A 19,451-nucleotide genomic window follows, 5' to 3' on the forward strand; every position below is an offset into this window, starting at 1 on the left:
CGGCGACTCCGTCCTAGGGGGCGACTCCGTCCTGGGGAGAGCAGCGATGACAACCATCGAGAGTTTCGACCTTCTGCAGCCGTACAAGATCGCCGAGGAGACGTTCGTCATCCCGTGGGCCCTCGAGGCGCCGCCGGTCGGCCACTTCCCGATGAACTCGATGGTGATCCGGGGAACCGAACCGGTCCTCGTGGACACCGGGGCGCCCGCGGTGCGCTCGCAGTGGCTGGAGGCAGCCTGGTCCGTCGTGGATCCCCTGGACGTACGGTGGATCTTCCTCACCCACGACGACCGCGACCACGCCGGCAACCTCCTGGCGGTCCTGGCGGAATGCCCGAACGCGACCCTGCTGACGACATGGTTCTCCATCGGCCGCATGGCCGAGGAGTGGGAGATTCCCATCAACCGGTGCCGCTTCATGACCGACGGCGACACCATCGACGCGGGCGATCGCACCCTGGTCGCCAAGCGACCGCCCCTGTACGACAACCCCACCACCCGGGCCCTCTTCGATTCGAAGGCCAAGGTCCTGTGGGCCGTCGACACCTTCGCCACGAACGTGCCGACCCCTGTGCCCGAAATGGCCGCGCTGTCGCCGGACGAGTTCCGCGACGGCCAGTTCTTCGGCGGACGCCTGGTCTCCCCCTGGGTCGCGCTGCTGGACGCCCAGAAGTTCGGGGACGTCGTCACCGGCTTCCAACAGCTGGACGCCGAGGTCATCGCCGGCTGCCACTGCCCGGTCCTGCGGGGAGCCCAGATCCCCGAGGCCTACGACCTCCTCCGCCGGCTCCCCGGAGTCCCACCCTGGACAGAATTCACGCAGACCGACCTCGACCAGTGGATGGCGGCTGCCGAGAGCTCGGTTCCGCCGGAGCAGCCACGGCCGTCGGGGACGTGAGCGTCGCTGCCGCGCGGCGTTGAGATCTGCGCCGACCTTCAGTAAGCCGGTCCGGGCCGGCGTCCTGTCACCTTCGGGGCCAGATCAGGATGGCGGCGAGGTGTTGAAGGGCCGGACACGTGCCGCCGAACTCACCATCAGGAAGAGGGCGGGCCGACCTCGGCGAGGGCGGCATCGACCACCAACTCCGCGATGGATCGTGCGCATGCGCCGGTGCGGTTGTCGTTGAGCGCGGTGCCGCGTGCGGCCGCGCCGTCGAAGAGCAGCGCGAGTTGCTCCGCGAGCTTGTCCGGGTCGGCGGCCCCGGCCTGCCGTGCGATGTCTGTGAGGCGGTGGGTGAACTCCTTCTTGTATGCCACGGCCAGCTGGTGGGCGGAGTGCCCAGGGTCAGGCACCTCGACGCTGGCGTTGAGGAACGGGCATCCCCGGAACGGAGCGGTGGTCTCCGCCGGCTTCCGGTCGAAGATGGCGAGGAGCTGCTCGCGCGGGCTGAGAGCCGCCTGGGTGGATGAGGGGGATGCGGGCAGGAGCGGCTCCACCAGGGACTCCAGATATGCCCCGACGAGCTCGTCCTTGCTGGGGAAGTGCGTGTAGAGAGTGCGTTTCGAGACCCCGGCGACGGTCGACAGCTGATCCATCCCGGTGGCGTTGATCCCTTGCGCGAACGGCAGAGCCGTCTTCCTCGCCGAGGCGCATCGCTGGGCGGCGCGGGTCCGCGGCTGAGTCACGCCGACTCGACAGGACGCCGGGCGACGCTACCGGCCGGCCCCTCCCTTCGACCACGAGGCGTCCGGTTCATCACCGAGTCAACCGCCGCGCACCCGAACGTAGGGCGGCAGGGCCCCTTGGCAGCTCCAGGACGTGAAACCGACCCGAGTACCAGGGGGCCCTGCCGCACCGCTACATGTTGATCATGTGGCCGGCGAGGCCGTGGACGGCTTCCTTCACTGCCTCGCCCAAGGTGGGGTGGGCATGGACGTTGCGGGCCACCTCGTGGACCGTCAGGTCCCACTGCTGGGCCAGGGTCAGCTCGGGCAGGAGTTCGGTGACGTCGGGGCCGATGAGGTGGCCGCCGAGGAGCTCACCGTACTTGGCGTCGCTGATCAGCTTCACGAACCCGGTCGCGTCACCGAGGCCGTGGGCCTTGGCGTTCGCGGTGAACGGGAACTTGGCCACCTGGACGTCGAAGCCCTTCTCCCTCGCCTGCGCCTCGGTGTAGCCGAAGCTGGCGATCTGGGGCTGGCAGAAGGTGGACCGCGGGATCATCACGTAGTCCAGCTCCATCGTCTCCGCGCCCGCGAGGGTCTCCGCGGCGACCACGCCCATCGCCTCGGCGGCGTGCGCGAGCATCAGCTTCGCGGTGACGTCACCGATGGCGTAGATGTGCGGGACGGACGTGCGGCACCGTCCGTCGACGTCGATCGCGCCGCGCTCGGTGACCGTGACGCCCGTGTTCTCCAGACCGTAGCCGGTGACGTTCGGCGCGAAGCCGATCGCCTGAAGGACCTTGTCGGCCTCCAGCACCTGCTGGGTGCCGTCCTTGCCGGTGACCGTGACCCGCACCTGCGGACCGGACTCGTCGATCGATTCGACGCGGGTCGAGGTGAGGACGTCGATGCCCAACTTGCGGTACTGCTTGGCGAGTTCGGCGGAGACCTCCACGTCCTCCAGCGGGGCGATCCGGTCCAGGAACTCGACGATCGTCACCTTCACACCGTAGTTGTGCAGGACATAGGCGAACTCGATACCGATGGCACCGGCGCCCGCGATCACGATCGACTGCGGCAGGTCCTCGGCGAGGATCTGCTCCTCGAACGTCACCACGCGCGACGTACGGCGGGTACCGGGCAGCAGCTTCGGGGTCGCCCCGGCGGCGATGATGCAGTGATCGAAGCCGATGGTGCGGGTGTTGCCGTCGTAGTCGGTCACCTGAATGCTGTGGGCGTCCAGGAACGTGCCCCGGCCGCTGACTTCCGTGATCTTGTTCTTCTTCATCAGGTAGTGGACGCCCTTGACCCGGCCGTCCGCGACCTTGCGGCTACGGCGGAACGCCTCCCCGTAGTCGAAGGAGACCTGCCCGTCGACCTTGATGCCGAAGGTCTTCGCCTCACGGGTGAAGACGTGCGCGAGTTCGGCGTTGCGCAAGAGGGCCTTGGTGGGGATGCAGCCCACGTTCAGACAGACGCCGCCCCAGTACTTCTCCTCGACGACCGCTACGCGCTTTCCCAGTTGGGCGGCCCGGATGGCGGCAACGTATCCGCCGGGGCCCGCGCCGAGTACCACGACGTCGAAGCGCTCACCCTGCTCATCCATGGACGGTTCCTTTCCGCTGGGGCGGCCGACTCCCGCGAGGGGCCGACGTGCTCCCGATCGAACAACCTGTTCCTGCTCACCGACTGAGCAGTGGCGGCCTGTGCCACCGCCTGCCGCAAGGAGACCACCGGAGCGACAGAACGGCGCCCACATGGTCACCAGTTCGGCGGCAGTCACCCGGACGCTCGCTTCAGCGCCCCGATGCCGTGATCTATGCCCGCGTGGCAATCATGGACGGCGGGACGACGCCTCGTCGACTCCGCGTACCGTGGACGCCCAGCTTGCGGACGGCGTCCGGCGCCCCCGCGTTCACTGCGCCCCACGCCAGCAAGGGGCCGGCCAGAGAACCGTGCCGAACTTCGCACGCCTTGCTGCGGCGCCCCCTCGACGATCCCCTGCATCGAGAACTGACGGCCCAGGCGCCCGGGGTCCCGGGAGAGTCGGTACCCCGGCTACCGATCAAACTGCTGCTCACCGCGCCGACCGAACACGTCGACCTGCAACCGACGTTCCCGTCACCACCGTCGCGCGGCTACTGCGGGCCGGCCCGTGCCAGGGCAACCGCGTCATCGCCGCGGCGGACGGCGTCAGCACCCATGGCTGAGCTGGGCCGACGCCTCCGGGCAACACCTCGCGACAGCCCTCCTCGACCGGGCCCGCCCAAGTCGCTACCGCGCCACCTCGTCCTCGATGTCACGGACCAGGCCGATGGCCCGGCCCAGGGTGGCGAGCCGGACGTCGAGGGTCTCGCCGGCGGGATAGAACCGGACGGTGTCGACACCGGCGTCGCGCCACACCCGCAGTCGCTCGCGCACCATGTCCTCGGTGCCGATCAGAGTGGTCGCCAGCACCATCTCGTCGGTGACCAGCGCGGCCGCACCGTCCCGGTCGCCGGCCTGCCAACGTGTGCGGACCTCGGTCGCCACTTCGGCCCAACCCTGGCGGCTGTAGGCGTTGTTGTAGAAGTTCGTGGTCGTGGAGCCCATGCCACCGAGACTGAAGGCCAGTTCCTTCTTGCGTCCGGCCACCATCTGGCGCAGCGCGTCCTCGTCGTCCGCGAAGGCGACTTCGGCGCCCTGGCAGATGTCGAGGTCGGTGCGGGCTCGACCGGCGGCGGCCAGACCCTGGTCCAGGTGGTCGAAGTACGCCTCCTTGGCGCCCTCGGGCACGAAACTGGTGCCCAGCCAGCCGTCGGCGATCTCACCGGTCAGGTGCAGCATCTTCGGTGAGAGGGTGGCGAGGTAGACCGGAATGTCATGCTCGGCGCGCATCGACAGACGCATGGGTTTCACCTCCCGGCCCGGCAGCGGAATGCTGAACTCCCGCCCTGAGTAGGAGACTTTGGCGCCCGAGGCGGCCTGGCGGACGATCTCGACGGTCTCCCGCATCCGTGACAGCGGCCGGTCGAAGGGCACGCCGTGCAGTCCTTCGATCACCTGCGGCCCCGAGGGGCCCAGTCCGAGGAGGAAGCGCCCCTGGGAGATCTGCGACAGGGTGATCGCGGCGCGTGCGATGGCCATCGGTGTGCGGGTGCCGAGCTGGATGATTCCGGATCCGAGGAGCAGGCGCTCGGTCTTCGCGGCGAGGTAGCCCAGCGGCGAGGGCGCCTCGGAGCCCCATGCCTCCGCCACCCAGCAGATGTCCAGCCCGAGCTTCTCCGCCTCGGTGACGTAGTCGACGATCTCCCGCCAGTCGCCACCGGAGGCTTCGATCGTGGTGGAGGTACGCATCACAGACTCGCCTCACTCGCGGTCGAGGCACCCTCGGCCAGCTTCTTGATCGCTTCCAGGGTGGCGGTCATGTTGGTCTCGAACTCCCGCATGCGCACGAAGACGATCTTCTGTTCCTTGTCCGGCATACGGTCGATGGCGAAGGAGAGGCCCGACCGGGCCGGCCCCATCTGCATCCACTCCCGCAGCAGGGTGCCGCCGTCCTGCGGCTCCAGCGCGAACCGCCAGATCGCCGTCGGGTTGAGCGGATCCTCGACCGCCCAGGCGATCGCCCTCGGGGGCTCGTACTCGACGATGTGGGACGTGGTGGCCCACTCCCCCAGCGACTCGTGCTTGCTGCGGCCGATGAACCGGGCTCCCAGAGCAGGGCCGGTTCTGCCGTCCAGCCATTCGACGGACTGCAGCTCCGCACTCATACGCGGCATCAGCTGGACATCGGACGCCAGCGCCCACACCCGCCCCGGTGGAGCGGCGATCCAGGTGTGGACCTCAACCGTCGGCTTGTCCGCATACCGCGCACCCGTCCACTCCACGATCCCGTGGCCTCCCTGCCTCATCCGAGAACTCTCCTGACCAGACCTGACCAGTAAAGTTGCGTAGATAGACTTACATGTCAAGGGCACACACAGGCCTGACCCAGAGATCGGGTCAGTCCGCGAAACGCTCCCGTACGTCCGGCCGGTCGGCCAGGTGCGGCGGATAGCCGGGTCCCATCCGGGGGCGGGTGTTCTCGGCGGTCATCGGCTCGCCACAGGAGGCACACACCACCTCGGCATGGGTCTCCTGCCCGCACACCTCGTGGCGCATGGTCACCGGCGGGCCCGCCTCACCGGCCAGCCAACGGTCCCCCCACCGGTTCATCACCAGCAGGACGTCGTAGAAGTCGCGGCCCTTCTCGGTGAGCACGTAGTCGTAGCGAACCGGCTCCGTCTGATAGGGCCGCTTCTCCAGCAACCCCTCATCCACCAGCCGACGCAGCCGGTCCGTCAGCGTGTTGCGGGCGATTCCCAGCGACTCCTGGAACGCGTCGAACCGCCGGATCCCGTAGAACGCCTCACGCAGCACCAGGGGTGTCCACCAGTCCCCGAGCAGGTCCATCGTCCGGGCGATCGAGCAGGGCCACTGCGCAAAGGATGTCCGCCTCATGAGCCCCAGCATAGGTTCGTACAGTCATGAGACCCAGCAGGTGGATCGGCCCGGTTCCGGCGTGTGGGCTCTTGCGCTCTCCAAATCGCGACGCGCCGGCACCGTGGGCCTGCCGTTCCCCGGCCAGGACATCCGGATCGCCGACGCCGACGGCAACGAGGTGCCGACGGGCGCGGACGGCGAGGTCCTCGTGAAGGGCCCCAATGTCATGCGTGGATATCTCGGCCGTCCGGAGGAAACAGCCGAAGTCGTTGTCGACGGCTGGTTGCGGACGGGCGATGCGGGCCATCTCGATGCCGAGGGTTATCTGACGCTGGTCGGACGCTCGAAGGACATGATCATCCGTGGCGGGGAGAACATCTACCCCAAGGAGATCGAGGACGCGCTCGTGGGCGATCCGTCGGTGCTGGAGGCCACCGTGATCGGTGTGCCGGACCAGAAGTGGGGAGAGGTCGTCGTCGCCTACGTCCAGCCGCGCCCCGGAGTGACCATCGACACGGCGGCACTCAAGGCGCTCTGCGCGCGCAGCCTCACCGGCCACAAGCGTCCGACCGCGTTCTTCGCGGTGGACGCCATCGCCAAGAACGCGGTCGGAACGATCGACAAGGTCTCGCTGCGGTCCGGCCACGCGGCGGCTTCCTGACCTGCACCGCCACACCCTGGGCGCGTTCCTCGCGATGATGCGGGGCGAGGGCGTCGGAAAGATGATCGTCAAGCTCTGAGTCCACCTTCGACGGACCGCGAAAGGGGCCTGCCGCACGTGCGGCAGGCCCCTTTCGCGTTGGTCGTGGACACCATCGGCCGTAGGCAACGTTTGCGCTCACCGACTCCACCTGCTTAGAATTACGTTCGTACTTTAATTACCTACTGCACTCGGACTCCCCATGGACCTCTCCGCCAGCACCGCCCTCGTCACCGGAGCCAACCGGGGCTTCGGTGGAGCCCTCGCCGCCGAGCTGCTCAGCCGCGGCGCCACCGTCTACGCCGGCGCCCGCAACCCCGACCAGGTCGACCTGCCCGGCGCCAAGTCGATCGCGCTCGACATCACCGACCCCGCCTCCGTCGCGGCCGCCGCCCAGGCCACCGGCGACGTGACCCTCCTGATCAACAACGCGGGATCCTCCACCGGCGCGGACCTCTTCGCCGCCGACCTCGACGACATCCGCCTGGAGATGGACACCCACTACTTCGGCACCCTCTCGGCGACCCGCGCCTTCGCACCCCAGATCGCGGCCAACGGCGGCGGGGCGATCCTGAACGTCCTGTCCGGCCTGTCCTGGGTCAGCTTCCCGGAGCTCGGCGCCTACTGCGCCGCCAAGTCGGCCGAGTGGTCGCTCACCAATGCCCTGCGCCTCCAGCTCGCCGACCAGGGCATCCGAGTGGCCGGCCTGCACGTCGGCTACATGGACACCGACATGGTCCGCGCCGTCGACGCTCCCAAGTCCCACCCGGCCGACATCGCCCGGATCGCCGTCGACGGGATCGCCGCCGGCGCCTACGAGATCGTCGCGGACGAGGCCTCCCGCCAGGCCCAGGCCGCGCTGGCCGGAGGCGTCTCCGCGCTCTACCCGCAGCTCCCCTGAGGGCCCATCGCCCAGAAACCCGCACCGGGCCCGGTGCATGCCGGTACTCACGTCCATCAACCGACCACCGAGTACGTCTGCCCAGAGAGCGTCATGGAACAGCAACGCAAGCTACCGGCCCGGTACGGGCTCCAGTCACGCGGGGGAGATCACGAGCTCGTCCCGCCAGCCAGGAAGGGCCGCAGGTGCGCCAACATCGCCTCCGGCTGCTCCTCCGGGATGAAGTGGCCGCACTCCGGGATCTCGGCACCGGTGACGTCGTCCGCGTAGCCACGCCAGATCTCCAGTGTCGGCAGGCGGGCAGGGAGTCCCACGGAGCCCCACAGCGCCAGCAGCGGCATGCTGAGGCGGCGGCCTTCGGCGGCGTCGATGTCGTCGAGCGCGATGTCCTCCTCCACGGCGCGGTAGTCGTCGAGGCTCGCACGCAGGGCGCCCGGGCGGGAGAACGCACGGACGTAGCCGTCGACCGCGTCGGCTGTCAGGCCGTGGCGGTTGTAGGTCCACCGCTCGAAGAAGTACTCGAGATACCCACGGATGTCCTGCCCCACCAGGCGCTCGGGCAGATCGGGCTGCATGTGGAACAGCCAGTGCCAGTACCCGGAGGCGAGTGAGGCGTCCAGGCGGCGGAACATCTCCCGGGTGGGCACGATGTCGAGCACGGCCAGCCGCTCCACCTGGTCCGGGCGGTCCAGCGCCCAGCGGTGCCCCGCACGAGCGCCGCGGTCGTGGCCCACCACCATGGCCCGCTCGAAGCCGAGCGCCTCGACGAGGCCTGCCATGTCAGCGGCCATACGCCGCTTGTCGTAACCCGTCGTGGGCTTGTCGCTCAGGCCGTATCCGCGCAGGTCCGGCGTCACAACGGTGTGGTCGGCGGCGAGATCCGCCAGTACCGGCCGCCAGCATTCGGAGGTCTGCGGCCAGCCGTGAAGCAGCACAAGCAGCGGTCCGGACCCGGCTCGGACGTAGTGCAGACGGACGCCGTCCACCTGCGTCACTCCGGTCTTCACTGTCGGCTGTCCCACGGATAGGCCTTCCTGACATCACGTGAGCCAACTTGCCTTGACGGTCAGGCTCTTCTGCTCGGCGCCGACCCCACTCGGAAAGCTGACGGAGGAGGGAGCCTCAGCTCACTCGGACGACTTCATACGAAAGGCTGGGCCGGGGACGCTCTCGATGTCCTGCGCCTGCACCGGGTGGCCCAGTTCGCAGCGGATCTGGACATCGACGTGTGCGCCGCACTCACGGTGTCGCGCCACTACCGCCGGCCCCTCCGGGTCGGCGCGGTAACGGTCGCCCCACTGGAGCAGTCCCATCACGGCCGGCACCAGATCCATGCCCTTCGCAGTGATCACGTACTTCGGCCGACTCCGCGAACCGGGCTCCTTGTACGTCTCGGTCGCCAGGATCCCCTCCTCCACCAGCATCCGAAGCCGTGTCGCGAGGAGGTTGCGGGGGCAGCCGAGGACGCGTTCGAAGTCGCTGAAGCGGGACGAGCCGTACCAGACCTCGCGCAGGATCAGGATCGTCCACTTCTCACCCACGATCTCAAGAGTCCGCGCGATCGAGCAGTTGGACGTGTCCCGGTCGAGTCGGGGGTCCATGCCGGTGCCTTGAAGAACTTCGGTCCACGCATCCATGGGAGCGATTCTAACCGATTTAAGTTTACTTTCCGATACTCAGCCGAGTGCTGGGCGCCGGTTGCGACGAGGCAAGTCCTTGGCGGCACTGGCGGTCCCGATGACATACGTCGACGAGGCCTGGCGATCTGGACGGCGAGACGGCCGACGCCGCCGGGCGCCGCGTGGATGAGGACGCACGCTCCTCCTCGGCCCGGGCGGCAACTCGTCCAGCGTGCCGGGCCCTCACCGACATCTGCGCCCGGCCGCCTCCCACGTCACCAAGGGAGAGCGGGCCGCCGGGCGGAACATCGACGCACTCCTGGTTGTCCCGACGACCCCACGAACCGAGGCTCCCCCTGCGGCGTCATCACTGAGGGGCGGGTACCGGGAAGAGCATGCAGCTGCTGGTGGCGTGGGCCAGCAGTCGGTCCGTCGCGTCGACCAACTGGGCCTGGGCCAGGGCGGTTTGGCGGCCCTGGCTGATGACCGTGCCGATGGCGCGCACCGGGCCCGTGTCCACGGTGATCCGCCGCAGGAACTTCACTGTCAGGTCGAGTGAGGTGTACGCCATGCCCTGCGGGAGGGTGGTCTGGACGGCGCACCCCGCCGCCGAGTCGAGCAGGGTGGCGAAAATGCCGCCGTGGACGCTGCCTATCGGGTTGTAGTGCTCCTCCCCCGGCGTCAGTGAGAACACCGCCCTGCCGGGCTCCACCTCGTCCAGGGTGAAGTCGAGGGTGTGGCTGACCGGCGGACCCGGGAGGCGCCCCGCGATCAGCTCGCGCAGGAAGTCGATGCCGGCCATGCGCCCGGCGGCCTCCGCCGAGATCGCGGGGTCGTCCCATTGATATGTACGTGTTCGCCCCACGGTCCAGTGCCCTTCCCTTGACCCGTCAGCTGACTTCTCCAAATGAAGCTAGACTTTTGCGCACCTGACTGTCAATGCCGAAGCCAGAGCTTTACGATGGCCGCATGGAGTGGCTTGAGGCGAGCACCGAGAACTGCCCCGTCCAGCGCACGCTCGATGTGATCGGGGAGAAATGGACACTGTTGATCCTGCGTGACGCCGTCAACGGTGTCCGCCGCTTCGACGACTTCCGCCGCCACATCGGCCTGTCCGAGGCCGTGCTCAGCGACCGGCTCCGCAAGCTGACCTCGACCGGCATCCTCAAGACCGTCCCCTACCAGGAGCCCGGCAGCCGCTCCCGCAACGAGTACCGTCTGACCCGCAAGGGCTGGGACCTGTGGCCCGTCCTGATGGCGCTGACCCAGTGGGGCGAGGCATACGCGCTCGGCCCCGAGGGACCTCTGCTGGACATCCGCCACACCGACTGCGACGCCCCGGTCCGCGTCGTCGTCGAATGCTCCGCGGACCACGCCGCCCTCACCCCCCGGGAAGTCACCGCCCGGCTGGGACCGGGCGCCCGTCTCCGGGCGTGAGCCATCGCCTCCGGCCGCCTTTCGCCGGGCCTTATCCAGGCGCCGAGACGTGACCTCGGGGTGAGCGGACGACTGTGGAGTCCGGCTCGGATGTTCCCTGTCCCGCGCTGAGCCCGTCCAGCAGGAGGTCCCCGAGCTCGGAGAACGCGTCACCGGCGGTCAGGCCGGTCCTTTCCAGGAGGATCCCCGACTGCACCGCGTCGATGGTGACCGCTACGACCTGGGCGGCGAAGTGCCCGTTGAGCGCGCGGAAAACGCCGGCCCGCACGCCCTCCTCGATCAGTTCGTGGACCCGGCGTGCCGCTGCGGCGGAGTTCTTGCGATAGATCTGCGCCGTCGGCTCGTAACCGACCATGTCGTCGTAGAAGGCGAGAGAGTGCCGGCGCATGGCCGTGCCGACGCCGGTGAGGTAGACCCTGATCCGCTGCCTGGGGTCGGGCTCTGCCTGGACCGCCTGTTCGATCTCGGCTGTCGCGTCCCGGAAGAAGGCGCGGGTGACCGCCAGCACCAGTTGTTCCTTCGTGGAGGCGAGGCTGTACAGCGTCGCCTTCGAGCACCCCAGTCGCTGGGCGAGCTCGTCCATGGTCACGGAGGTGAAGCCTTCGGCCAGGATGATCGCCTCGGCCTGGCGCAGCAGTTCGTCCCGACGACGTGTGTCGACGACCCGCTTGCGCGCCGTTCGGCGCGGGCGTCGGTCACGAGAGTCAGGTGGGGTTGTCACCGCAACAGTCTCCCATGAGCGTCTTCGCCCGCGGCGACGGCCGGTCGGGAGGAGGTCTCAGGCGCGGCCCCGCAGCAGTGTCCGGCCGAGGGCCTCCGCGCTCGTCCAGCTGCCTCAGCGCGACCGGCGCCTGCTCCAGGGGGAAGACGGACGAGAGGGGCGGGTCCAGCCGGGGTTCACCTTGACCGTGGGGATGTCCCGGCCCGCGAATCCCAGGACGAGGAGGCGTCCCCCGCCGTGCCGTAGCGCACGAAGCGAGCCCGGGAAGCGATCGCCGCCGACGGGGTCGACCACGAGGCCCACTCCTCGGCCGCTCATGAGGGTCCTGAACTTGTCGAGAGACCCGCCGACACCCACGACCTCGTGTGCTCCGACGGACCTGGCCAGTTCGGCCTCCTCATCGGTGGACACCGTCATGAACATCCTCAGCCGCAAGGTGCGCAAGCAGGCAAAGGCGCTGGGCGTTCGCTACGAGCCCGTCTTCATGCGGGCCAACGGCTCCCAGCTGCGCAAACTCGCCGCCCTCTACGACAGCGGAAAGCTCCGCCCGGTCATCGACAGCACCTTCCCGTTCGACCAGACGCTCCAGGCGATGGCCCATGTCGAGCAGGGCCGCACCAAGGCCGGCAAGGTCGTGGTCTCGATGGTGCCCGACCACTCCTGAGCCCCGTACGCCCGACCGACAGCGCCTTCCGCTCCCGCTTCCCTGACAACCTGACCGGCGGGGGCGCGCCCACGTCTCGTCGAAGCGCACCCCTCCCGCACGATCAGCCCCGCAGCGCGCGGCAGTGTCCTGCACACGGCGGACCTGCTCAGGACGGCAGCGGCCCGCCGCCGAGCGACGCACGTTGCCAGCGGGGCGTGCGGTCCTTGTCGACCAGGGCCGCGCGGACGCCCTCCACGAAGTCCGGCGTCCGGATGGTCGTGCGCGCGAGGGCCAGTTCGGTGTCGAGGCACTCGCGCAACGTCTGCTGCCTGCCCCGCGCCAACAGGGCGTGAGTGATCTCCAGGCTCTGCGGCGAGGCGGACTCCAGAGCGGCCGACGCGGCTGCCGCCCAAGGGGTGTCGAGGTGGCGCAGGCGTTTCTCGATCTCGCCGAGGCTGGGCGCGCCGAACGCCCGGTCCACGTCCCCGCGCGCCTCCGCGAGCCTGCTGTCCGCCACCGGGGACGGGCCGGAGAGGCGGTTCAGGACCAGGTCCACCGGGTCACCGGGGTTGTCGGCCAGGGCCTCGCCCACCGCATCGAGCCTGTCCGAGGGGACGAAGTGCGTGGCCAGCCCCGTGTACAGGGCGTCGGCCGCGTCGAGCCGGTGCCCGGTCAGTCCCAGGTACATCCCGATCGCGCCGGGCAGCCTCGGCAGAAAGTAGCTGGCCCCGACGTCCGGGAAGAACCCGATCGCGGTCTCGGGCATCGCCAGCACCGCGCGCTCGGTGACGACGCGGAAGGCGCCGTGGATGGACAGGCCGAGGCCGCCGCCCATGCACACCCCGTCGATGAGCGACACGACGGGCACGGGATATTCGGCGATGCGGGCGTTGAGCCGGTACTCGGAGGCGAAGAACCGCTCACTGGCCTCGGCATCGCCGGCGAGGCTGTGTTCGCGGATCGTGCGGATGTCTCCGCCGGCACAGAACGCCTTCGTGCTCGTACTGGCAAACACCACAGCGGACAGCGGGGTGTGCTCCCAACCGGCGAGCACGCGGTCGATGGCGACGACCATGTCCGTCGTCAGGGCGTTGAGCGCCTTGGGCCGGTTCAGCAGGATCCGGCCGACGCCCCGGTGGACGTCGGTGAGGATGTCGGCGGCAGCGGTTTCAGTCATCGGTCGTCAACTCGCTGTCCGCGTGAACCTGGCTGTAATGGCCATCGGGGTTTTCCTCATTCTTCGGCTGTCAGGCGTAGATCTGCGCGTAGACCTCAAGATCCTTGCACAGGGCTCGGAGTGCCTCCCGGGCCGGTCGGCGGCCAAGGAGTCGCTGCCGCCATGGGTGGCGGCTCCACTTGTCTCCCCCGTCTGCGTAGACGCGGCGAAGGTGACGCCCGATGGTCCAGATCGCGTTCAGGACGGGACGGATGAGCCCGGCCTTCTCCTCGACCAATGTCTTCGCCCACCTCGAAGCCACCCGCCAGGGAGCCGGCACCGACGTCCTGTCGCAGCCATCTCCCCTGAGTTTACTTTCTTATACTCAGCAAGTAACGTCACGACCAGCACATCAACCCGGCTCCACGCGGAAAGCGGGCGTGGCAGCGACCTGTGAAGGAGCACCACCATGGGAGCAAGCCCCGAGGCACAGCAGTTCGCGGACTTCCTCGAGAGCGTGAGCGCGAAGTCGTCGACGCCCGGCCTCGACCTGGCCGTGATCCGCGACATCGTCGACTCGAACCACAAGGCGTCGACCGAACCGGAAGGCGTCACCTACGCCGAGGTCGACGCGGGCGGCGTCCCCGCCCTGTGGGCCATCCCCGAAGGCGCCGACCCCGACAAGGCGCTGCTGCACTTCCACTTCGGCGGATCCGTCACCGCGTCGATGCACTCCGACCGCAAGGCCGCCGGCCACATCGCGAAGGCCGCCGGCGCCCGCTCCCTCGTCGTGGACTTCCGTCTGGCGCCCGAGCACCCCCACCCCGCGCAGCTCGACGACGCGGAGACCGCCTACCGGTGGCTGCTCTCCCAGGGCTACGAGCCGCGGAACATCGGCAGCACGGGCCACTCGATCGGCGGCACCCTCGCGGTGCTCCTGCCGCTGCGTCTGCTCGCGAGGGGCGAGGCGACGCCGGGCGCGATCGTCAGCGTCTCGCCGTGGACCGACCTCACCATCCAGAACGCGTCGGTCGACGAGAACGAGGACAACGACAAGATGCTCAGCCGCGCCACCCTCGAACTCTTCCGAGGAGCCTGGTTGCAGGACCCCGCACAGGACTTCGCCGACCCCCAGGTCAGCATCGCCAACGCCGACCTGACGGGCCTGCCGCCCACGATCGTCTACTACGGCGCGTACGAGACTCTCGCCGACGACGGTGCCGAACTCGGGCGCCGGCTCGCCGACTTCAAGGTCACCTCCGAGGTCCACGCGGTGCCCGAGGGACAGCACTCGTTCGTCCTGGGCGCAGGCCGCGTGCCCGAGGTGGACGAGGCGATCGGGGTGATGGGGCAGTGGCTCCGCGAGCACCTCGGCACCTGACCGGCAGGACCGTTCGGCGACACGCGGTAGTCGTGTCCCACACCGCTCTGTACGCTGCCGCCGTCGTCCGACCTCGAGGCAGCAGACCCCGAAGCCACAAAGGAGTGTGCGATGGGAACGTACGAGGATGTCTTCCGCGCCAGCACCGAAGACCCGGAGAGCTTCTGGCTGAGGGCGGCGGAGGGCATCGACTGGGATGTCGCTCCGCGCCGCGCCCTGGACTCCTCGGGCGCGCCGTTCTACCGCTGGTTTCCCGACGGGCGGCTCAACGTCTGTTTCAACGCGCTCGACCGGCATGTGGAAGCCGGCCGCGGCGAACAACCCGCCCTCGTCTACGACTCCCCCGTGACCGGCACGCGTCGCACGTACACCTACGCGCAGCTGACGGACGAGGTGGCGGCGTTCGCCGGAGCGCTCGCGCAGCTCGGCGTGGGACACGGCGACCGCGTGGTGATCTACATGCCGATGGTCCCCGAGGCCGTCGTCGCGATGCTGGCCTGCGCGCGTATCGGCGCGGTCCACTCGGTCGTCTTCGGCGGCTTCGCGCCGCGCGAACTCGCCCTGCGCATCGACGACGCGGCCCCCAAGGTGGTCGTCTCCGCCTCCTGCGGCATCGAGGGCAAGCGCGTCATCGCGTACAAGCCCCTGCTCGACCGGGCGATCGAACTCGCCGCCCACAAGCCGGAGAAGAGCGTGATCCTGCAACGCCCGCAGGAACCGGCCGAGTTGGGGCTCGACGATCTCGACTGGAACGAGCTGGCCGCCGCCGCGCCGCCGACCGACTGCGTTGCCGTGGCCGCGACCGATCCGCTCTACATCCTCTACACGTCAGGAACCACCGGGAAGCCCAAGGGAGTCGTGCGTGACTGCGGCGGCTACGCGGTCGCCCTGCACTGGTCGATGAAGGCCGTCTACGACGTGGGACCGGGCGAGACGATGTTCACCGGCTCCGACGTCGGCTGGGTCGTCGGGCACTCGTACATCGTCTACGCGCCTCTGCTGGCCGGCGCGACGACGGTCCTGTACGAGGGCAAGCCGGTCGGCACCCCGGACGCGGGCCAGTTCTGGCGGGTCGCCGCCGAGTACGGCGTGAAGACCATGTTCACGGCCCCTACCGCTTTCCGGGCCATCCGCAGGGAGGACCCGAAGGGCGTTCTCAGTACCGGGTACGACCTCTCCGGCCTGCGTTATCTGTTCCTCGCCGGCGAGCGTCTCGACCCGGAGACCTACCACTGGGCGGGCGCGCTCCTCGGCGTCCCGGTCATCGACCACTGGTGGCAGACCGAGACCGGCTGGCCCATCGTCGCCAACCCCGTGGGCATCGAGGCGGCCCCTCTCAAACCCGGCTCTCCCACGCGCCCGCTGCCCGGCTGGGACGTCCGTATCCTCGACGCCTCGGGCGAGCCGGTGCCCGCGGGCGTCGACGGGGCGATCGTCGTGAGGCTCCCCCTGCCACCCGGCGCGCTCCCCACCCTCTGGAACGACGACGACCGCTACGTCGCCTCCTATCTCTCCGCCTACGACGGCTACTACCTCACCGGCGACAGCGGTCACATCGACGACGACGGCTATGTCTTCGTCATGGGACGCACCGACGACGTCATCAACGTCGCCGGTCACCGTCTGTCCACCGGCAGCATGGAAGAGGCCCTGGCCGCCCATCCCGACGTCGCCGAATGTGCCGTCATCGGCGTCGCCGACACCCTGAAGGGACAGGTGCCGCGCGGTTTCGTCGTGCTCAAAGCCGGCAGCACACGCGAGCCGAGCGAGGTGCAGGCCGAACTCGTCCAGCTCGTACGCGAGCGCATCGGCGCCGTCGCCTCCCTCAAGGAGGTCGCGGTCGTGGCCGCCCTGCCCAAGACCCGCTCGGGAAAGATCCTGCGCAAGACGATGCGGGGCATCGCCGACGGCCACGACGAACCCATCCCCTCCACGGTGGACGACCCCTCCGTCATCGAGGACCTGCGCCCCGTTCTCCGTCGCGCCGACCGCACCCCCTGAGCACCGTCTGACGGCCTGGCCGCGGTGGCGAGGGACGCCGGTGTCGACTCTTCGACCGCCCGTCCGGACGTGGTGGCGCTGTGCATGACCGAGGCGGCGTCCTGGTCGGGGACGTAGTCCTTGAGGTCCCTGCGCCCGCAGACGGTGCGCATCCCGGCCGTCTCGAAGCTGTCCTTGACCGTGATCGGCACCCCGTGCAGCGGGCCGAGGTCCCGCCCCGCCGCCCGCGCGGCACCCGCCTCCCCTGCCTCGCGACGGGCACGCTCGGGATCGAGGGTCACCACCGCGTTCAGTACGGGGTTGTGGGTGGCGATCCGGTCGAGATAGAGCTCGACCAGCTCCCGGCTCGAGATCTCACCCGCGGCCAGCGCGCGTGACTGCTCCACGGCGGACTGGAAGGGAACGTCGCTCACGGCACGCCTCATCTCCGGACGGTGGGCCGACACAATTGAATGTCAACCATAATATTACGCACGTCAGGCCATAGATTAGGATGGGATGTGAGGCAATGGCCCCGCGGAGCGAATGGAGGAACCCTGTGGCGCGCTACGCCAAGGAGCACAAGCAGGTGACCCGGCAACGGATCATCGAGACCGCCGGCCACCGGTTCAAGCAGGACGGCATCGACGGCTCGGGCATCTCCACCCTGATGTCGGACGCGGGGCTCACCAACGGCGCGTTCTACGCCCACTTCGAGTCCAAGGACGACCTGGTGGCCAACGTCGTCGCAGGCGAACTCCGCGCACAGGCCGAAGCGTTCAGCACACTGCGGCCGGGCCGCCCGGGACTCGAGGACCTCGTTCACCAATACCTGTCACCCGAGCACCGGGACCACCCCGGCCTCGGATGCCCCTCCGCCGCCCTGCTCGACGAGATCGGCCGCTGCGGGGACGGGACCAAGCAGGCCTACACCGACGGCGCGAAGGCCATCGTGGACGAGATCGCCGCCCGCCTGACACCCGAGGACCCGCAGTCCGCCCGCGGCACGGCCATCGGGCTCTACACCATGTTGGTGGGGACTTTGCAGCTGGCCCGCGCCCTCTCCGACCGGAAGTTCGCCGACGAGGTCCTTGAGCAGGGAATCGGGAACGCCCTGGCGTTGATGCGCTGAGCGGGTGCTCTCCCGGCAGCACGCCGGCACCGTCTGCCGGCCCCGGTCCCTGACATCTGTCAGGGACCTCTACGCGATTCGCCTTCCTAGGCTTGCGGTGCGCAATGCCCCGTCAGCCCAGCCGCGAGGAGCATCATGTCCCGGTACACGCGTATGGCCGCCACACTGAGCGTGGCGGCTTCGTTCGTCGGCCTCGTCGCACTCGCACCGCAGGCGTCAGCCTCGGCGCCGTCGGACGGCACACACTGCTCCGTGGTGGTGGAGCGGGTGAAGCCGGGCGAGAAGTTCTCCCAGGTGAAGAGCCGAACCTGTTCCGACGCCGGGACGGCGGCGGTCAGCCGCAGCGGCCGGACCCTGCTCATGACCTGGTACGAGCACGCCGAGTACGGCGGGGCCAACACCGACGTGTACGGGGACTACGGCCCCTGCGACGCGACCGGCTACGTCCTGACCACCGGCACATGGTCGCGCTCGATCTCGTCGTTCATCACCTACAACAGCTGCGACGGCCAGCAGGCAGTCCTCAACGACGGCCGCAGCGCCGTCTATTACTACGGGTTCGGCACGCCGTACGTGGGTAACCAAGCGAACGACAACATCGGCTGGTTCAAGGTGTGGGATGCCCTCTAGGGCACGCGGGCAGCGCAACCGTCGGCCACTCCGGACAAGCGCCTCGAGCCGATCACCCCAGGGGTGTCACGGTTCGAGGCAACGCCCGCGGCTTCGAGCGAGCACCACTCACCATGCCTACTGCCGCTCGAGGAACTCGAGAGCCGTCTCCACGAACTGCTGGTGGAACTGGAAGATGCCTCCGTGCCCGGCGTCGGGGTAGATCACCAACTCGCCGTTGGGCAGCCGCCGCGCCAGGTCGTGTGAGTTCTGCGACGGAACCATCCGGTCGCTCTCGCCGTTCGCGACCAGCACAGGCTGCCGGATGACGGAGAGATCCTGGGGCCGCTCCAGCCCCCAGCGATGGATGGCCTTCAGCTGATTGCTGTACGAGATGGGGGAGATCGCCTTGTCCCGGCCCTGGGTGCGCTCCTTGAGCCGGCCCAGGAACTCCTTTCCGGCCCGGCGTCCGCCCGTGGTGCGGGTGAAGAACAGGAACTGCTTCGGGTCCTGAAGGGTGAACAGCCCTCGCACGGTGTCGAGATGGGACAGCCAGGTCACGTTCTTGATGCCCTCACCTCCGGCGGGACCTGTACCCGTGAGGATCAGCTTGCGGACGAGACCGGGATCGGTCTGCGCGATCACCTGGGCGACCATGCCGCCCATCGAGAAGCCATGGAGATCGACCTGCTCGAACCCGAGGGCCCGGATGAAGGTGACGGCATCCTTCGCCATCGCCGCGATGGTGCGCGGCGTCGAACCGGAGGAAGCGCCCACACCCCTGTTGTCGAACGTGATGACCCGGCGCTTGGCGGCGATGCCGTCGACGACACGGGGATCCCAGTTGTCGAGCACCGCGGCGAGGTGGGTGAGAAAGACCACCGGGACGTCGGACCGGGGACCGAGCTCGCGATAGGCGAAGGTCACTCCCCCGGCGGCGAGGGTGCGGGTCGGTGCGTTCTTGTACGAGGTCACGATGTCGCCTCGTACGTCTTGTGAGTCATTCACGGTCGTGCCCTTCGGCGTGGGGTTCCGCGAGCGCACCGGCCCCTTGCACAGAAGAGGAAAGCGCGACGCGGCTACCTGGTCTGCCGATTGCG

The 19,451-nt window shown here is 69.0% G+C and carries 21 protein-coding genes and 1 pseudogene; 9 read left to right on the forward strand and 13 right to left on the reverse strand.

All coding sequences use genetic code 11. The annotated features are described in order from the left end of the window. Positions 1–46: 46 nt before the first annotated feature. On the forward strand, positions 47–898 hold the full coding sequence (locus tag OG381_RS04495; protein ID WP_327714782.1) for an MBL fold metallo-hydrolase: 852 nt from the start codon (positions 47–49) through the stop codon (positions 896–898). Between the two features lie 137 nt (positions 899–1,035). On the opposite strand, the gene OG381_RS04500 is transcribed toward OG381_RS04495, so the two are convergent. From OG381_RS04500 to OG381_RS04520, 5 genes are all read right to left on the reverse strand, one after another. Beyond that, positions 1,036–1,626, reverse strand: coding sequence for a TetR/AcrR family transcriptional regulator (locus OG381_RS04500; protein WP_327714783.1), 591 nt, complete (start codon positions 1,624–1,626; stop codon positions 1,036–1,038). A gap of 172 nt (positions 1,627–1,798) precedes the next feature. Next, positions 1,799–3,211, reverse strand: coding sequence for a dihydrolipoyl dehydrogenase (gene lpdA / locus OG381_RS04505; RefSeq protein WP_327714784.1), 1,413 nt, complete (start codon positions 3,209–3,211; stop codon positions 1,799–1,801). A gap of 668 nt (positions 3,212–3,879) precedes the next feature. Next, positions 3,880–4,941, reverse strand: coding sequence for an LLM class flavin-dependent oxidoreductase (locus OG381_RS04510; RefSeq protein ID WP_327714785.1), 1,062 nt, complete (start codon positions 4,939–4,941; stop codon positions 3,880–3,882). Continuing rightward, a complete protein-coding gene (locus OG381_RS04515) occupies positions 4,941–5,474 on the reverse strand; it encodes an SRPBCC family protein (RefSeq protein WP_327722379.1) in 534 nt (177 codons plus the stop codon). The genes OG381_RS04510 and OG381_RS04515 overlap by 1 nt, the downstream gene beginning before the upstream one ends. A gap of 115 nt (positions 5,475–5,589) precedes the next feature. Then, positions 5,590–6,087 carry a winged helix-turn-helix transcriptional regulator gene (locus OG381_RS04520; RefSeq protein ID WP_327714787.1) on the reverse strand — a complete coding sequence of 166 codons (498 nt, stop codon included), beginning with the start codon at positions 6,085–6,087 and terminating at the stop codon, positions 5,590–5,592. Here OG381_RS04520 and OG381_RS04525 point away from each other — a divergent pair. Together OG381_RS04525 and OG381_RS04530 are read left to right on the forward strand one after the other, a co-directional pair. Next, positions 6,086–6,730 (forward strand): class I adenylate-forming enzyme family protein, encoded by a 645-nt coding sequence (locus tag OG381_RS04525; RefSeq protein WP_327714788.1) that lies wholly within the window; start codon positions 6,086–6,088, stop codon positions 6,728–6,730. The genes OG381_RS04520 and OG381_RS04525 overlap by 2 nt on opposite strands. Before the next feature lie 241 nt (positions 6,731–6,971). After that, the gene (locus tag OG381_RS04530) at positions 6,972–7,670 is read left to right on the forward strand and encodes an SDR family oxidoreductase (protein ID WP_327714789.1); all 699 of its coding nucleotides are present in this window, start codon (positions 6,972–6,974) and stop codon (positions 7,668–7,670) included. A gap of 149 nt (positions 7,671–7,819) precedes the next feature. Here the strand turns inward: OG381_RS04530 and OG381_RS04535 are convergent, their stop codons facing one another. The 3 genes from OG381_RS04535 to OG381_RS04545 form a co-directional block, all read right to left on the reverse strand. After that, positions 7,820–8,692 (reverse strand): alpha/beta fold hydrolase, encoded by an 873-nt coding sequence (locus OG381_RS04535; RefSeq protein ID WP_327714790.1) that lies wholly within the window; start codon positions 8,690–8,692, stop codon positions 7,820–7,822. Between the two features lie 105 nt (positions 8,693–8,797). Further along, complete coding sequence (locus tag OG381_RS04540; protein WP_443062024.1) at positions 8,798–9,271, reverse strand: winged helix-turn-helix transcriptional regulator; 474 nt, start codon at positions 9,269–9,271, stop codon at positions 8,798–8,800. Positions 9,272–9,656: 385 nt separating this feature from the next. Then, positions 9,657–10,154, reverse strand: a complete 498-nt coding sequence (locus OG381_RS04545; protein WP_327714792.1) for a PaaI family thioesterase — start codon at positions 10,152–10,154, stop codon at positions 9,657–9,659. A 104-nt stretch (positions 10,155–10,258) separates the two neighbouring features. Between OG381_RS04545 and OG381_RS04550 the strand changes: the two genes are divergently transcribed. After that, on the forward strand, positions 10,259–10,726 hold the full coding sequence (locus OG381_RS04550) for a winged helix-turn-helix transcriptional regulator (RefSeq protein WP_327714793.1): 468 nt from the start codon (positions 10,259–10,261) through the stop codon (positions 10,724–10,726). A gap of 31 nt (positions 10,727–10,757) precedes the next feature. Here OG381_RS04550 and OG381_RS04555 read toward each other — a convergent pair whose 3' ends face one another. Both OG381_RS04555 and OG381_RS04560 read right to left on the reverse strand, forming a co-directional pair. After that, on the reverse strand, positions 10,758–11,447 hold the full coding sequence (locus tag OG381_RS04555) for a TetR/AcrR family transcriptional regulator (protein ID WP_327714794.1): 690 nt from the start codon (positions 11,445–11,447) through the stop codon (positions 10,758–10,760). Between the two features lie 114 nt (positions 11,448–11,561). Continuing rightward, on the reverse strand, positions 11,562–11,864 hold the full coding sequence (locus OG381_RS04560; RefSeq protein ID WP_443061868.1) for a zinc-binding dehydrogenase: 303 nt from the start codon (positions 11,862–11,864) through the stop codon (positions 11,562–11,564). On the opposite strand from OG381_RS04560, the gene OG381_RS04565 reads away from it, so the two are divergent. Continuing rightward, on the forward strand, positions 11,863–12,111 hold the full coding sequence (locus tag OG381_RS04565; RefSeq protein WP_443061869.1) for a zinc-binding dehydrogenase: 249 nt from the start codon (positions 11,863–11,865) through the stop codon (positions 12,109–12,111). The genes OG381_RS04560 and OG381_RS04565 overlap by 2 nt on opposite strands. Positions 12,112–12,259: 148 nt before the next feature. Here OG381_RS04565 and OG381_RS04570 read toward each other — a convergent pair whose 3' ends face one another. Continuing rightward, positions 12,260–13,270 carry an enoyl-CoA hydratase/isomerase family protein gene (locus tag OG381_RS04570; protein WP_327714795.1) on the reverse strand — a complete coding sequence of 337 codons (1,011 nt, stop codon included), beginning with the start codon at positions 13,268–13,270 and terminating at the stop codon, positions 12,260–12,262. Between the two features lie 448 nt (positions 13,271–13,718). Between OG381_RS04570 and OG381_RS04575 the strand changes: the two genes are divergently transcribed. Next, a complete protein-coding gene (locus OG381_RS04575) occupies positions 13,719–14,630 on the forward strand; it encodes an alpha/beta hydrolase (protein ID WP_327714796.1) in 912 nt (303 codons plus the stop codon). Between the two features lie 111 nt (positions 14,631–14,741). Next, entirely contained in the window at positions 14,742–16,631 is a 1,890-nt protein-coding gene (locus tag OG381_RS04580; protein WP_327714797.1) for a propionyl-CoA synthetase, read from the forward strand. Positions 16,632–16,729: 98 nt separating this feature from the next. On the opposite strand, the pseudogene OG381_RS49600 reads toward OG381_RS04580, so the two are convergent. Further along, positions 16,730–17,056 (reverse strand): annotated as a pseudogene (locus OG381_RS49600) (amidase family protein); the annotation flags it as partial. A 113-nt stretch (positions 17,057–17,169) separates the two neighbouring features. Between OG381_RS49600 and OG381_RS04585 the strand changes: the two are divergent. Both OG381_RS04585 and OG381_RS04590 read left to right on the forward strand, forming a co-directional pair. Continuing rightward, complete coding sequence (locus tag OG381_RS04585; RefSeq protein WP_327714799.1) at positions 17,170–17,742, forward strand: TetR/AcrR family transcriptional regulator; 573 nt, start codon at positions 17,170–17,172, stop codon at positions 17,740–17,742. Between the two features lie 135 nt (positions 17,743–17,877). Next, a complete protein-coding gene (locus OG381_RS04590) occupies positions 17,878–18,372 on the forward strand; it encodes a hypothetical protein (protein ID WP_327714800.1) in 495 nt (164 codons plus the stop codon). Positions 18,373–18,489: 117 nt separating this feature from the next. Here the strand turns inward: OG381_RS04590 and OG381_RS04595 are convergent, their stop codons facing one another. Beyond that, positions 18,490–19,359 (reverse strand): alpha/beta fold hydrolase, encoded by an 870-nt coding sequence (locus tag OG381_RS04595; protein ID WP_327714801.1) that lies wholly within the window; start codon positions 19,357–19,359, stop codon positions 18,490–18,492. Positions 19,360–19,451 lie beyond the last annotated feature (92 nt).

Source organism: Streptomyces sp. NBC_00490 (assembly GCF_036013645.1).
GTDB classification, from domain to species: Bacteria; Actinomycetota; Actinomycetes; order Streptomycetales; family Streptomycetaceae; genus Streptomyces; species Streptomyces canus_F.